The sequence below is a fragment of the Streptosporangium sp. NPDC000239 genome, assembly GCF_040300765.1.
GTDB lineage: Bacteria > Actinomycetota > Actinomycetes > Streptosporangiales > Streptosporangiaceae > Streptosporangium.
This window is the reverse complement of record NZ_JBEPEI010000001.1, coordinates 408,876-422,603: the sequence shown is the minus strand read 5'-3', so window position 1 is coordinate 422,603 and position 13,728 is coordinate 408,876. Positions and strand designations below refer to the sequence as shown.

Genomic DNA, 13,728 nt, shown 5'->3' with positions numbered 1-13,728 from the left:
AGTCAGGAGGTCCCGAAGGACACGCTCCGCACGAACCGATTGGCCAGCGAGCTGTCACAGGTGCCCGGCGCGCAGAAGTAAATCATGAGGGCGGGTTTGCCCGGTCGTTCCACGGCCCATCCGGTGAAGTCCAGTCTGCCGCCGCGCTGCGGGTCGGTGATCGAGCCTTCGAGCCGTACGGCCGGCTTGCCGCCCACCAGCACCTGGACGACCTCGGAGGAGACGTTGACCGTGCCCGGCAGCGAGGACTGCAGGGTCTCCTGGAGCTGCTGGGCCCCGCTCCGCGGGTCGAGGGTGTCGAGGGTCTGCGCGTAGATCCCGGTCGCCTCCGCCGGGGAGGCCTTGATGATCTCGTTGACCGCCGCCCAGTCGGCGGTGACCGGCGTGCCGAACAGCGCGTCGAACTCCCCGGCCTTCGGGGAGGCGACCACGAACACGTCGGCGTGCGCGCGGGGGGTCCAGCTCGGCGGATGCTCGAAGGCGACCGGCACCGCGGACGATCCCGCGTACGGCGTCCACTCGCCGCCGCCCCTCAGGACGGTGGCGAGCACCGCGACCAGCGCGACGACGGCCGCCACGGCGACGCCCGCGCCGACGACGATCCCCCGCCCCTTCCCGCGTTTGCGCGGGGAGGCCTTCCGCGAGGCTTCCGGCGCGGGCCTCCTCGTGGGTGCCTCCGGCTCGGCCTGGGAGGTCCGGGAGGCCTGAAGGTCCTGGGGGGCCGCCTCCGCGAGCCGGTAGGACTGGCCGCTGATCGCGTCCCGCAGCTCGGTGACGAACTGCGTGCAGGTGTCGTAGCGCTGCTCGGGTGACTTGGCCAGCGCCCGCGCCATGACGCCGTCCACCTCCATCGGCAGCTCGGGCCGCAGCGAGCTGAGCGGGGTCGGCGTCTCGGCCAGGTGTGCCCACAGCAGCGCGATCTCGTTGTCCCGCCGGAACGGCAGCCGCCCGGCCAGCGCCTCGTAGACCACGCACGCCAGGCCGTACTGGTCGCAGCGTCCGTCGACGCGCTCCTTGTTGATCTGCTCGGGGGACATGTAGCGGGGCGTGCCGATGAACTGGTCGGTCTGGGTCAGCCCGGAGAGCGAGGTGAGGTGCTTGGTGATGCCGAAGTCGGTGAGGTAGGCGTGGTCGCCCTCGGTGTGGCCCGCGATCAGGATGTTGGCCGGTTTGACGTCGCGGTGGATGAGGTCGTGCGCGTGCGCGGTGTCCAGCGCCGCCGCCACCTGGGCGAAGATCCTGTTGGCCTGGCCGACCGGCATCAGCCCCCGGTCGTAGAACAGGCGCCGCAGGTCGGGGCCGTCCACGTAGCGCATCGCGATGTAGAGCGTGCCGTCCTCGGCCGCGTCGGCCTCGTAGACCGGGATGATGTTGGGGTGGTCGATGCTCGCGACCGTCCGCGACTCCAGCACGAAGCGCTGGCGGAAGCGCTCGTCCTCGCCCAGCAGCGGGTTGAGGACCTTCAGCGCCACCTTGCGGTTCAGCCGGGAGTCGATGGCGAGGTAGACCACCGCCATGCCGCCCTTGCCGATCAGGTCCTCGACGCGGTATCCGGCCACCTCCTGGCCGATCAGGGCTCTGTCGTTCTGGGCCATCACGCCTCCGTGGGGTGGCCGCAGTAGCCACAGAAGCGGTGCGCGGGCCCCAGCCGCATCCCGCAGGCGGTGCAGTACTTCTGTTTGACGGGGACGGTGTCCGGCCTGGTCGCGGTCTCCCTGGTGCCGGGCCCGCCGCCCGGGTCCCGCGCGACCAGCACGGGAGTGCCCGGCGCGGTGGTCGTCCTGGGCAGCGCGGGGAAGGAACGGCCGACCACGACGGTGGCGTCGGCCGTCTCGTCCGGTGCCCCGCGCCTGTCCGCCTGTGCCCCGGGGCGAGGCTCAGGGCGGGGTGCGGGCCGCGGTCCGGGGGGCGGCGTGTTCCGTACCGGCTCCTCCTCGGCCTCCTCCTCTTCGTTCCCCCTCCGGCGCCACAGCAGGAAGGCCCCGGCCAGCACGGCCAGCACCAGCACGCCTCCCACGACGAGGAAGGGCCACAGGGGAGGTCCGGCGGCGCTGTCACCGGCGGCGGCCGCGGCCCGTCTGGCCCCCTCGTCCTCGGCGGTCCCGCGTTTCTGCTGGGACGTCTTCAGGTGCGCCGCCGCCAGGACGTGCCCCGGGTAGAGGTCGAGGACACGCTGGAAGGCGGGGACCGCGTCACCGTAGTAGTGGGTGTGGAAGCGGGTCAGCGCCTGCTCGAAGGCCGCGTCGATCGGCCCTCTCCTGGGAATGACCCTGGCCTCGGCCAGGGCCTTGGTGACCTCCCGGACCCCGATCATGCGGCCGTCCTCGCCTCCTCCGACGAGCAGGCCGACGACCTCCCCCTTCTTGTCCTCGATCACCGGGCCGCCGCGCAGGCCCCGGTCGACGAGCGCCCCCAGTTTGCGTGGCTCGTCCACCTTGTTCTCCGGGTCCCGGAACCCTCTGCCGCCCTCGCCCGCGCCTCCGGCGCTCAGGTGGGCGATGTCCACGGTCTCCGGCAGGCCCGCCGCGGGCCGTCTGGTGAATCCGGCGACCGCGACCGGCCAGGAGTCCTTGTCCGGCACCTGGGCCGCCAGCGGCGCCGTCGGCAGGCCCGCGCTGGCGTCCGCGCGTCCGACCGGCACGAGCACGGCGGGACTGTCCGGCTTGTCCCCCACACGGGTGATCTCGGCCTTGAAGCCCTCGTCGTCCGGCCGGGAGATGTTGGGGAAGACACGGATCTCGGTGGTGACGTCGACGATGCAGGTGGCCGTCGGCAGCTTCGGCGGGTAGCACTCCTGCAGGTGGTGGTTGAGCAGTTTGTCCTTCAGGGTGTGCCGCTTGAAGTCGTCAGGGATCTTGACCTTGTGGTGCTCGGCGAAGATCTTGTTGGCGGCGTGGACCGCCACGTCCTTGTCCGTCCTGACCACCCTGGTGAGGGTGACGACGGCGCCCTCGGGGTTGACCACGGTGCCGGTGCCCTCACCGATCGGCACGTCGTAGGAGCGTTCGACGTGGACCAGTTCGCCGATGTGGTCGAGCAGGGTGATGTCGACGCGTGCCTTGGCCTCGACCCTGACGACCGCCGGGGTCACCAGGTCGGTGATGCCACTCGGATGTTCGTGCGCGAACGCGGGGACCGTCGCGGCGGCCACGGGGACGACGACGCCGAGGAGCGCGAGAGCCAAGACGAATCGCCGCATAGCCACTCCATAGGGGGGATTAGGACAAGCGTGGCAACCGTAGTGCAGAAGTCAATAGAACATCACCCGGATAAGTATTCAGTAGACAAACAATCACCGTTCGACCAGGACACATCCCGCCAGACCCCCGAAAACAACGCCTAGATCAACTACCAATCCCTACATTTCGGACAGTCCTGAAGATGGTTCCCGAGCCGCCTGGCCGTTCCTGCCCATCCAGTCACGGGCGCCCTGCCGTACGGCGGCGTGCACCGCGCGGGCGACGCGGGCGCCCCAGGTCGAGCGCGGGCCGCCGAACAGCTCGGCCCGCCCCTCTTCCCGTACGGCGACGCAGACCGCGTCCGAGGCGGTGCCCGTACCCGGGAAGCCCTCCTCGGCCAGCGCCTGGGACTTGGCCTCGGTGACCGTCATGACGGTGTTGACCAGGGCGGCGTCGGTCATCGCCACCGGGACGGCGACGACGATGTTGATCGTCCCCGGCAGGTACATCGGCGCCAGCTCGGGGTCGGGGGTTCCCTCGGGGGCCGCCGCCCAGGTCGGCACGCGCAGGCCGACGGTCGCCGCGACTTCGACTCCCCCGTCTGCGGCCGTGGTGAACCGGTCCACGGCCGCCGCGGTCAGCATGCCGACCCCGGGCCCCGGCGGGGCCATCTCCAGCAGGTGCGCCACCGGGTCCATCCGCGAGTAGCCCCCGGCCACCTGGGCGTTGAGCACCCACTCGACCGGTCCGATGCCGCCGCCCAGCATCGCCGAGGAGATCGCCCGCCAGCCGGGGCCGCACTCCCACAGCAGCGAGGCCAGCCTGGCCCCGTCCTCCTCACGACGGCTCAGTCCGAGTCTCACGGGCGCTCCAGGTGGACCTGTGGTCTGCCGCCCGCGTCGGCCACCACACGGACCCGGGCGTCGAAGTGCTCACCGATCAGTTCCTCGGTGAGGACGTGCGCGGGAGTGCCCGCCGCTGCGGCCCCACCGTCGGCGACCAGCGTCATCGTGTCGGCGTACTGCCCGGCGACGCTCAGGTCGTGCAGCGTCGTGACCACGGTCAGGCCGTCGGCCAGCCTGAGCCGGTCGAGGAGTTCGAGGACCTGCTGCTGGTGTCCCAGGTCCAGGGCCGTGGTCGGCTCGTCGAGCAGCAGCACCGACGCCCGCTGGGTCAGCGCCCTGGCGAGCACGACCCGCTGGCGCTCCCCGCCCGACAGGTGGCCGAGCGCGCGGGCGGCCAGCGGGGACAGGTCGAGCCGGTCGAGCACCGAGGCGGTCACCTCCCGGTCCTCCCGGCTCTCCCTGCCCAGGTGCGGGATGTACGGCGTGCGGCCGAGCATCGCGTAGTCGAAGACCGTCATGTCCCCGGGGAGCGCCGGGGTCTGCGGGGCGTAGGCCAGCAGTCGCGCCCGTTCCCTCGGTTTGAGCCCGCGTACCGGCGCGCCGTCCACGAGCACCTCACCCGAGTGGGGAAGCAGCCCGGCCAACGCCCTGAGCAGGGTGGACTTGCCCGCGCCGTTGGCCCCGATGACGGCGAGCCACTCCCCCGCGCCCGCCCGCAGGTCCACACCGGACAGCACGGCCCGCCCGCCGAGGACGACGCCGAGCCCCCTGGCCTCGACGCGGCTCATGTCTCCACCCGCCGGGTGAGGCGGAGCACGGCCACGAAGAACGGCGCCCCCGCGAAGGCGGTGACCACCCCGATGGGCAGTTCGGCCGGGGCGATCACGGTCCTGGCGGCCAGGTCGGCCAGGACCAGGAAGACGGCCCCGCCGACCAGGGACAACGGCAGCACCACCCGGTAGGACCCCCCGGCCAGGCGACGGACCACATGTGGGACGACGATGCCGACGAAGCCGATGAGCCCGCTGACCGCCACGGCGGAGGCGGTGGCCAGCGAGGCGGCCAGCAGCACCACGAGCCTGACCCTGGCGACGTTCACGCCGAGGCTGGCCGCCTCGTCGTCGCCGACCGACAGTACGTCGAGCAGCCTGCCGTACAGCAGCATGACCACGACGGAGACCGCCGCGTACGGCAGGATCAGCCTGACCTGCTCCCAGCCGCCGCCGACGTTGCCGAGGATCCAGCCGTAGACGCGCTGGAGCTCCTCCACGTCGAGCTGCTGGAGGAACGTCTGGACCGCGGTGAGGAAGGAGGTCACGGCGACCCCGGCCAGGACCAGCGTCGCGGTGCCGCCGCCCCTCCCCGCGACGTTGCCCAGCGCGTAGGCGAGCAGGACACCGCCGATCGCCCCGGCGAACGCCGCGCCGGGCACCAGGAGCGTGTCCCCCTCGCCGGTCGTGAACACGATCACCGCCGTCGTCGTCAGGCCCGCCCCGGCGGCGGCCCCCAGCAGGTAGGGGTCGGCCAGCGGATTGCGGAACACGCCCTGGTATCCGGCGCCCGCACAGGCCAGCAGTCCGCCGACGATCGCGGCGAGCAGGACCCTGGGCAGCCTGAGTTCCAGCAGCAACGCCCGCTCGACCGGCGCGAGCCCGGAGTCGGCGGAGACGAACGGCAGCCAGTCGAGCAACTGCAGCGCGGCGCCGCGCGGCGCGATGTCCGCCGCGCCGACCAGCAGGGCGGCGAGCATGCTCGCCAGCAGCAGCAGGCAGGCCGCCAGTGTGACGAACGGGCGCGGTCCCGCGGTCCGGCGGGGAAGCCGCCTGCCCGCCGTCCGGAGAAGGCCGGGGGCCACCTCGGGCGAGGACGAGCCCGTTGAGGGACGGGAGAGATCGGTCACCTAACTGGTCGCGGTCTTCCGGACGGCCTCGCCGACCTGCTTGACGAGGTCGACGACGCGGGGACCCCAGCGGGAGGCGAGGTCGTCGTCGAGGGCGACGACCCGGTCCTTCTTGATCGCCGAGAGCCCGGACCAGCCGGGACGCTTGGCGAGGGTCTCCCGCGACTGGCCGCAGCACTTGGTGTCGGCGAGGAAGACGATGTCCGGGTCGGCCTTGACGACGAACTCGGCGGAGAGCTTGGGGTAGCCGCCCGCCGCGTCGGGGGCCTTGTCCGCGATGTTGGTCAGCCCGAACAGCCCGTAGATCTGGCCGATGAAGGTGGTCGAGGTCGCCGAGTACGGCGTGCTGTCCAGTTCGTGGTAGTAGGTCAGTTTCTTGTCCTTGGGAGCCTCGGCGGCGAGGGCCTCGATCTGCTTCCTCATGCCGTCGGCGACCTCCTCGGCCCGGTCCACGTTGCCGGTGGCCAGGCCCAGGTCGGTGATCTGGTCGTAGGCGTCGTCGAGTTTGGCCGCCGCGGGCTCGACCAGCACGGGGACGCCGAGCGCGCCCAGCTTGCCGACGACGCCGTCGATGTCGTTGGCGAGCACGACCAGGTCGGGCTTCTTGGCGACGATCGCCTCGACGTTCGGCTTGAACCCGGACAAGGTGGTCTTCGGCGCCTGCGCGGGGTGGTTCGACTGGTCGTCCACCGCGACGACCTGGGGGCCGGCGCCGACGGCGAAGAGGTTCTCGGTCGCGGTCGGCGACAGCGAGACGATGCGCTCCGGACGCTTCTGGACGACGACCGGGCCGTTGCCCGCCTGAACGGTGACGGGGAAGGCCGCCCCCTGCGGGGACTGCGCCGTCGTCGCGGACGGGTCGGCCGTGCTCCCGGTGTTTCCGGCGCCTTCGGTGCTCCCGGCGCATCCGGACAGGGCAAGCACACCGGACAGCGCGCCGACGAGGGCGATACGTACGGGCCTCACTCGGGGGGATCCTTTCGGTCATCGGAACAGGAGAGACCCGTGAAGGGACGGGGTCACCCTTTCCACGAGGGCAGACAGCGTCGGCACAGCGGAAGGCGACCTGGCTCGATCAGGGAGAACGCTCCCCTGACCATGACAGTTGCGGGACAGCGCCGGGCTCACACCGGACTTCGCTACACGCTGTGCAACAAACCAACGCTATCAATCCCCCCGATCCTCTCCTCCGTCAAGCCCGCCCTCCCAACATCCGCGAACCCGGTGCCGTGCATGAGGAGTGCCGGCTTGGGCGCGTCGGTGTCTGGACTGAGGAACGCAGGAGCGCAGCGACGCAGTGACGAGGGAAGACACCGACCCGAAGCGCCCAAGCCCGCGACGCCGCCAGGCGGAGCAAAGAGACACAGTCAAGCCTGATCCTCCAGCTCCCGTTCGGCCTCGGCGATCACCTCCTGGAGGCGTAGGCCGTGTGCCGCGTCAAGGGGATGGCCGCCGCCGCGGGCGACGGTCTCGGCGAACTCGGAGAGCATGACGGCGAACGAGTCGGAGCCGAGGCGGTTCCCGTCGAGGTGCTCGCTGCCGAGCCTGCCGTACACGTCGACCCTGGAGGGCGGCGTCTCGCCGGGAACGCTCATGCACAGCGACGCCTCGCTGACCGCGCCCGTCTCGTGTTCGAGCAGCAGGCCGACCCAGCCGCGCGGGTTGCCGTGGGCGCGCACGCCGGTGATCCGGCCGAGCGCGGCGTCCAACATGTCGATCATGTGCGGGCCGATGTCGAGGATCGCGCCTCGTTCGAGTCGCCAGGGGGTGGCGAAGTCGCCGCCCAGCATGGAGCCGGAGACACTGACCGCGTTGCCGCCGAAGGGCTCGATGGCCGAGACCCTGGCCAGGAAGGCCCTGGTCGCCGCGGAGTAACGCCAGGTCAGGACCATCTGGGAGGGCACGCCTGCCTCGGCGACCGCCTCGGCGAGCCGTCTGGCCCCGTCGAGGTCGGCGGCGAGTGGCTTCTCCAGCAGCAGCGCCTTGCCCGCCCGCGCGGCGAGCACCCCCAGCTCGGCCTGTACGGCGGGCGGCACGGAGAAGGCGACCGCCTCGCAGTTGTCGAACAGTTCCTCGATCCGCTCGTAGACCGGGACCCCGAACCGGGCCGCGGCCTCGGGGCGCCGCGCCCACACACCGACCAGGCGCGTGTCCGGTCCGGCCGCGAGAACCGGTGCGTGCACCATCTCCGCCCACGGCCCCGCGCCCACCAAACCCACAGATATCGTCACGGCCCCAGCTTCTCACGACCCCTTCCGCCGGTCGCGCGCTCATCAGGGACCCACCCCACCAGAACCAGGAGGCCGTACCGGCATGATGGATCACATATGGACGAGATGATTCTGCTGCGGCACGGTGAGACCGAGTGGAGCAGGGACGGGCGTCACACGGGACGTACCGACCTGCCGCTGACCCCCAGAGGTGAGGAGCAGGCGCGGGCGCTCGCTCCGCTGGTCGGGGGCAGGTCCTTCGGGCTGACCCTGGTCAGCCCCGCGTCGCGGGCCCGCCGTACGGCGGAGCTGGCCGGACTGACGGATTACGAGGTCGACCCGGACCTGTGGGAGTGGGACTACGGCGGCTACGAGGGCATCACGACCGTGGACATCCGGCGCACGCGCCCCGGCTGGTACCTGTGGCGCGACGGGGTCGTCCCCGGGGACGCCGAGCATCCCGGTGAGAGCGCGCAGGAGGTCGCGGAGCGCGCCGACCGGGTGATCTCCCGGGCCCGCGCCGCGGACGGCACGGTCGCCGTGGTGGCGCACGGTCACCTGCTGCGGGTGCTGTGCGCCCGCTGGCTGGGACTTCCCGCGCGGGACGGCCGCCTGTTCCGCCTGGACACCGGGACCTACTCCCGGCTGGGCTTCGAACACGGCGAACCGGTGGCGCTCACCTGGAACGCCCCCGTCTGAGAGCCGGGCCGCGGTCCGCGGCCCGTCAACCACATCAGCACTTCCTGGTGGCCCGCGCGGGCCTCCTCGCAGTGCCTCCATCTCCAGTGGCAGGGCTGGTCGCGTACTCCGGTGACCCATGTGCGGTAGGACACCGGAGTGGTCGCACCGTCGCCTGTGGCCTGCGAGGCGACACCATATGTGCGGATCACGACGCGACCGCCTGGTGCGAACAGCACGTCGTCGGCCACGGGATACAGGGTCATCCGGTCGAGCATGGCTTGAGCCCCCATTCGCTGTTGGCTCACACTCTTCCCCGCCGACCCGCTCCCCGGGTTACGTCATCGACACGGCGAGGTTAACCACTCGCCCCGATGTGAAAACGGCGTTACACCGTAAGGCTGTCGAACTCCCCGTCTTTCACCCCGAGCACCAGCGCACGGATCTCGTCGCGGGTGTAAATCAGTGCCGGACCCCCGGGAAAGCGGGAGTTCCGGACCGCGATACTGCCGTCGGGCAGTTCCGCCAGCTCGACGCAGTTGCCCGTCGAGTTGCTGTGACGACTCTTACGCCAACTCGCCCCGGCCAGGTCCGTGGCGGGCATGCCGTTGTAGGTGTGGTTCATTTAGATCTCTCTGAGAAGGTCGCCGAGGATCTCGGCGGTGCCCCCAGGCGTGGTGCTTTCCACGCACAGCTGCTCCATGGCCGTGAGGTATGGATCAATGTCCTCACGTTTGTCCAGGTAGAGGGCACCCCAGAGCTGCTCGACATAAACGACGTCCGACAGGTCGGACTCGGGAAACCGCAAGATGCTGAACGCACCACCCTCGGCCGCGTGCATGCCGAAGCGGAAGGGCATCACCTGGATGGTGATGTTGGTCAGCGCGGCCACCTCCAGCAGGTGCTGGAGCTGTTCGCGCATGATCTCCCGTCCTCCGATAGGGCGCTTCAGGGCCGCCTCGTCGATGACGGCCCACAGGCGGGGGCCGTCCTTCTTCGTCAGGCGCTCCTGACGCTGCATGCGCATATGCACACGACGCTCGATCTCCGCCTCCGGCACGTCCGGGTAGCCCAACCGGATCACGGTGCGCGCGTAGGCCGCCGTCTGCAGCAGGCCGGGAACGAACTGCACCTCGTAGGTGCGGATCACGTTCGCCGCCTCCTCCAGCCCCACGTAGGTGGTGAACCAGTTCGGCAGGAGATCGCCGTACTTGTGCCACCAGCCGGGGGTGTTCGCCTCGCGGACCATCTCCAGCAGGCCGCGCCGTTCTGCGTCGTCGAGCACGCCGTACAGGGTGAGCAGGTCTTCCACGTCTCGTGTCTTGAAACCGACGCGACCCAGTTCCATCCGGCTGATCTTGGACTCCGAGGCCCGGATGTGGAATCCGGCCACCTCACGGGGAAGCCCCTTCTCCTCACGCAGGCGACGCAGGCTTGCGCCGAGCATGATGCGCCGAACGGTGGAACCGGTACCGGGCGGGTCCATGGACACGTGGTTGCTCCTCGCTCGCTTTCCTGATCGACAGTCTGTCACTTCGCGGCCCAAGATTTCCCAGCCGCGGACAAGATCCCCTTTCTGTCCGATTGCCGATTTCATGGGTAACCGTAGCGGTTGCACGCACCTTATGCACGTGCATTCGCTCTTGCACCTGCACGGGAGTTTGCACCATGATGATCGCTGTGCAGTCCGCCCACACCGCGCTCTCCCGGACCTCCTGGACGGCGCTCGACTGGTGGCCCCCCGTCGGCTGGTGGCCCGATACGGCACGCGATCTCCTCTCCGGATCAGCGGCCATGGCGAGCGCCACCTTCGTGCTTCCCCCGCAGGCGGAGTCGGTGCACTCCGCCCGCAGCTTCGCCACGGGGACACTCACCGGCTGGAAGCTCACCGACCTGGTCGAGAACATGGAGCTCATCGTCTCCGAGCTGGCCACCAACGCCTTCAGACACGGCCTGCGCCTGGCCGAGTCACGCGCCAAGGAACCCATCAGGCTCTCGTTGCTACGCCGGGGAGGTCTGGTCACCTGTGCGCTCAACGACCCGGGATCGGGTTTTCCCGCGCTGCGCGATCCGTCACCCCTGGACATCGGCGGGCTCGGACTGCACATCGTCGAGTCGCTGAGCGTGCGCTGGGGCTGGGCTCCCCTGGCCCCCTACGGCAAGATCGTCTGGGCCGTCCTCGGCTGACGCCCCCGTCGTACCCCCGCCAAGACCATCCCGGACGGCGCCGCCTCTTCCCTCATTGGCGCCGGCCGGTCCCGGGCCCGTGACGCACCCCCGCGAGCGGCCCCGGGACCGGCCAAACCCGTGCCGATCCCGGCCTCCCGCCCGTCGCCGATCCACCGCCGGCCCGACGGTGACCTGGCGGTGACCATGTGCTGACCTGGCGGTGACACGGTGAACATCCTGTGAACCTGTCGCATTCTGCGCGGTGCGTCCCCTGGCGACGCCCTCTGCATTACCGTGGATGTTCATGGCTCACGGAGAGTCCCCGTGTGAGATTCCTGCAGAGAGCTGCGAGATGGACGATCACCTGCTCGGCTGGTTGAAGACCCTCGACGAAGAACGGCTCACCCGAATCCTGGCCAACCGGCCGGACGCCATCGCCGCACCGTGGCCGCGGCGCCTCGACACCCTGGCGCAGCGGCTGGGCAACGGATCCGCGATCTCCGCGGTCATGCGCGCTCTTCCACTGCCCTCCTTCGAGGTCGCGCAGGCGGCCCTGGCCCTGGGCGACCGCGTCGACCTTGAGACACTGGCCGGGTTCATGGGCGTCTCGGAGGCCGAGACCGCCCCCTGGATCGACCTGCTGTCCGACCACGCCCTGGCCTGGCCCGACGACGAGGGACGCATCCGGCTCGCCGGGGGCCTGGCCCGCTGCTGGACGGCCCCGTGCGGCCTCGGCGAATCGCTGGCCCACTACCTGAACTCGTGGACCGTCAGCGCCGACGCCCTGCGCGCGCTGGCCAGGGCCCTCGGCCTGCCCAACGGCCAGAAGCGCCAGACGGTCATCAAGATCATCGAGGTGCTCTCCGACCCGGGCCGCCTCGCCGCCCTGCTGGAACGGGCTCCCGAGGGAGCCAGGAGACTGCTCGACGAGTTCGCCTGGGACGGCCCGTCCCGTGGCGTCGACGGCGGCCGGTTCGTGGTCCCCGGCTCCCCGGAGAAGTGGGCGGGCGACCACGGCCTGCTCTTCCGGCCGAGCTGGAACACCGCCGAGATGCCCAGAGAGGTGGCGCTCGCGCTGCGCGGGGCCGACTACCACCCCCCGTTCACCCCCGTCCCGCCCGACCTGGCGACCGTCCCCGTCGACCCCGAGGCCGTCGACCACCTGATGACCCTGGCGGCGCCCCACGTGGTCGAACGCTGCGCCGCGATGCTGGAGAACACCGCGAAGATCCCGTTGCCGCTGCTGAAGGCGGGCGGGGTCGGCGTACGCGAGGTGCGCAGGCTGGCCAAGGACATCGGCTGCGACGAGGACGAGACCCGGCTGCTGCTGGAGATCTGCGCGGTCGCCCGGCTGCTGGCCTGGGACGACACGGCGGGCGGCCTGGTGCCGACCGAGAAGTTCGACCGCTGGCGGCTGGACGACGCGGCGGCCAGGCTCCGGGTGCTGCTCGCCGCCTGGTGGCGCATGGAACGCTCGTCGCTGCGCCGGATCGACGGCAGATACGGCACGGTGCTCGGCGACGACCCCGCGGGGATCATGGTCGCCCGCGCCAGACGGGCGGTGCTGGGCGTGCTGGCCCGCCTGCCCGCCAGTACGGCGTGCGCAGACCAGGCCGGGCTCGTCGAGGCGGCCCATTGGCACGCCCCGCTGCTCGAACGCCCGCTGCTGGGTGAGTGCGCCCCCGCCGCGCTTGAGGAGGCCAGGATGCTCGGCCTGGTCGCCTACGACACGATCACCGACCTGGGGCGCGCGCTGGCCGCGTTGCAGACGGCCGGTGACGAGAACGACGACTCGGTGCCGCTCGTCGAGAACGACCCGCTCCTGGCCGAGTGCTCGATCAGGGCCCTGGCCAGCGTACGGCGCAGCGCGCTGTTCGGCGCCGACCTGACCGCCGTGGTGACGGGTCCCCCCTCCGCCGAACTGGCCGAACTGCTCGACCGGACCGCCGACCGCGAGTCCAGGGGCGCCGCCTCCGTGTGGCGCTTCAGCCCGGCGAGCATACGGCGGGCGATGGACGCCGGATGTTCCGCCGACGACCTGCTGGCCGATCTCGCCGAGGTCGGCACGGTGCCGCAGCCGCTCGACTATCTCGTGCGCGACATCGCCAGGCGGCACGGCGAGGTCACCGTGACCACGGTCGCCTGCATCGTCCAGGCCTCCGACCCGGTGCTGCTGGCCGAGATCGCCGGTCACCGGCGGCTGGGCAGGCTGGGGCTCAGGCTGCTCGCGCCGACCGTGCTCGCCAGCTCCGTGCCCGCGGCCAAGACCCTGGCCGCGCTGCGGGAGAACGGTTACGCCCCGGTCCCGGTCGAGGACACCGGGGAGATCACCGTCCGCCGTGCCCGGATCGAGGAGCCCCAGGGCGGGCGGCTGATCCTGCTGCCCGGGGGGCGGGTGGCCGAGTTCGAGCAACCGCCCTACCCGGTCCTCGACACCCCGCCGGACCCGGGTGAGCACGCCAGACGGCTGCTGGCCACCGGGGACGGCGCCCGGGGCAACGGCAGGACGTGGGCGGTGATCGGCCGCATGGCCTCCCGCCTGCCCACCGCCCAGCAGTCGCTGCTCGGTTTCGTGGTCGACCGGGGCGTGCGGGCCGCGATCACGCTGGCCGACGGACTGACCGCGACCATCAGCCACGGTGAGCTGCGCGGTGGGACACTGGACGCCTGGTGCGAGGAGGCCGGCGACTATCTGGAGTTCCCGCTCGCCGACATCGTCGAGGTCCGCGGCACCTACGTCTGACACC

12 protein-coding genes are annotated in these 13,728 nt (G+C 71.2%); 3 read left to right on the top strand and 9 right to left on the bottom strand.

Going from position 1 to position 13,728, the window contains the following annotated elements; genetic code table 11:
• Positions 1 to 2: 2 nt before the first annotated feature.
• The 7 genes from ABT340_RS01915 to ABT340_RS01885 form a co-directional block, all read right to left on the bottom strand.
• Entirely contained in the window at positions 3 to 1,595 is a 1,593-nt protein-coding gene (locus ABT340_RS01915) for a serine/threonine-protein kinase (protein ID WP_352008747.1), read from the bottom strand.
• A complete protein-coding gene (locus ABT340_RS01910) occupies positions 1,595 to 3,199 on the bottom strand; it encodes a zinc ribbon domain-containing protein (RefSeq protein ID WP_352008746.1) in 1,605 nt (534 codons plus the stop codon). The genes ABT340_RS01915 and ABT340_RS01910 overlap by 1 nt, the downstream gene beginning before the upstream one ends.
• A 159-nt stretch (positions 3,200 to 3,358) precedes the next feature.
• Entirely contained in the window at positions 3,359 to 4,042 is a 684-nt protein-coding gene (locus ABT340_RS01905; RefSeq protein WP_352008745.1) for an adenosylcobinamide amidohydrolase, read from the bottom strand.
• Positions 4,039 to 4,812: an ABC transporter ATP-binding protein gene (locus ABT340_RS01900; protein ID WP_352008744.1), complete on the bottom strand. Its 774-nt coding sequence runs from the start codon at positions 4,810 to 4,812 to the stop codon at positions 4,039 to 4,041. Before ABT340_RS01900 ends, ABT340_RS01905 begins: the two co-directional genes overlap by 4 nt.
• Positions 4,809 to 5,774 carry a FecCD family ABC transporter permease gene (locus ABT340_RS01895; protein WP_386190274.1) on the bottom strand — a complete coding sequence of 322 codons (966 nt, stop codon included), beginning with the start codon at positions 5,772 to 5,774 and terminating at the stop codon, positions 4,809 to 4,811. The genes ABT340_RS01900 and ABT340_RS01895 overlap by 4 nt, the downstream gene beginning before the upstream one ends.
• A gap of 150 nt (positions 5,775 to 5,924) precedes the next feature.
• Entirely contained in the window at positions 5,925 to 6,890 is a 966-nt protein-coding gene (locus ABT340_RS01890; protein WP_352008743.1) for an ABC transporter substrate-binding protein, read from the bottom strand.
• 401 nt (positions 6,891 to 7,291) lie between these two features.
• Positions 7,292 to 8,155 carry a Gfo/Idh/MocA family protein gene (locus ABT340_RS01885; protein WP_352008742.1) on the bottom strand — a complete coding sequence of 288 codons (864 nt, stop codon included), beginning with the start codon at positions 8,153 to 8,155 and terminating at the stop codon, positions 7,292 to 7,294.
• A 96-nt stretch (positions 8,156 to 8,251) separates the two neighbouring features.
• Here ABT340_RS01885 and ABT340_RS01880 point away from each other — a divergent pair, with 96 nt between their 5' ends.
• Complete coding sequence (locus ABT340_RS01880; protein WP_352008741.1) at positions 8,252 to 8,833, top strand: histidine phosphatase family protein; 582 nt, start codon at positions 8,252 to 8,254, stop codon at positions 8,831 to 8,833.
• A gap of 367 nt (positions 8,834 to 9,200) precedes the next feature.
• On the opposite strand, the gene ABT340_RS01875 is transcribed toward ABT340_RS01880, so the two are convergent.
• Both ABT340_RS01875 and ABT340_RS01870 read right to left on the bottom strand, forming a co-directional pair.
• Positions 9,201 to 9,437: a DUF397 domain-containing protein gene (locus tag ABT340_RS01875; protein WP_184715044.1), complete on the bottom strand. Its 237-nt coding sequence runs from the start codon at positions 9,435 to 9,437 to the stop codon at positions 9,201 to 9,203.
• Entirely contained in the window at positions 9,438 to 10,298 is an 861-nt protein-coding gene (locus tag ABT340_RS01870; RefSeq protein ID WP_502992425.1) for a Sco1979 family transcriptional regulator, read from the bottom strand. It lies immediately after the preceding gene.
• A 182-nt stretch (positions 10,299 to 10,480) separates the two neighbouring features.
• Between ABT340_RS01870 and ABT340_RS01865 the strand changes: the two genes are divergently transcribed.
• Positions 10,481 to 10,999 carry an ATP-binding protein gene (locus ABT340_RS01865; RefSeq protein WP_352008740.1) on the top strand — a complete coding sequence of 173 codons (519 nt, stop codon included), beginning with the start codon at positions 10,481 to 10,483 and terminating at the stop codon, positions 10,997 to 10,999.
• 334 nt (positions 11,000 to 11,333) lie between these two features.
• A complete protein-coding gene (locus tag ABT340_RS01860) occupies positions 11,334 to 13,724 on the top strand; it encodes a helicase-associated domain-containing protein (RefSeq protein ID WP_352008739.1) in 2,391 nt (796 codons plus the stop codon).
• Positions 13,725 to 13,728: the final 4 nt, after the last annotated feature.

What these genes read in the sequence shown, in the direction of transcription:
- ABT340_RS01915 (WP_352008747.1), bottom strand. Translation starts at nt 1,595, where the DNA reads ATGGCCCAGAACGACAGAGCCCTGATCGGCCAGGAGGTGGCCGGATAC.
- ABT340_RS01910 (WP_352008746.1), bottom strand. Translation starts at nt 3,199, where the DNA reads ATGCGGCGATTCGTCTTGGCTCTCGCGCTCCTCGGCGTCGTCGTCCCC.
- ABT340_RS01900 (WP_352008744.1), bottom strand. Translation starts at nt 4,812, where the DNA reads ATGAGCCGCGTCGAGGCCAGGGGGCTCGGCGTCGTCCTCGGCGGGCGG.
- ABT340_RS01895 (WP_386190274.1), bottom strand. Translation starts at nt 5,774, where the DNA reads ATGCTCGCCGCCCTGCTGGTCGGCGCGGCGGACATCGCGCCGCGCGGC.
- ABT340_RS01880 (WP_352008741.1), top strand. Translation starts at nt 8,252, where the DNA reads ATGGACGAGATGATTCTGCTGCGGCACGGTGAGACCGAGTGGAGCAGG.
- ABT340_RS01875 (WP_184715044.1), bottom strand. Translation starts at nt 9,437, where the DNA reads ATGAACCACACCTACAACGGCATGCCCGCCACGGACCTGGCCGGGGCG.
- ABT340_RS01870 (WP_502992425.1), bottom strand. Translation starts at nt 10,298, where the DNA reads ATGGACCCGCCCGGTACCGGTTCCACCGTTCGGCGCATCATGCTCGGC.
- ABT340_RS01865 (WP_352008740.1), top strand. Translation starts at nt 10,481, where the DNA reads ATGATGATCGCTGTGCAGTCCGCCCACACCGCGCTCTCCCGGACCTCC.
- ABT340_RS01860 (WP_352008739.1), top strand. Translation starts at nt 11,334, where the DNA reads ATGGACGATCACCTGCTCGGCTGGTTGAAGACCCTCGACGAAGAACGG.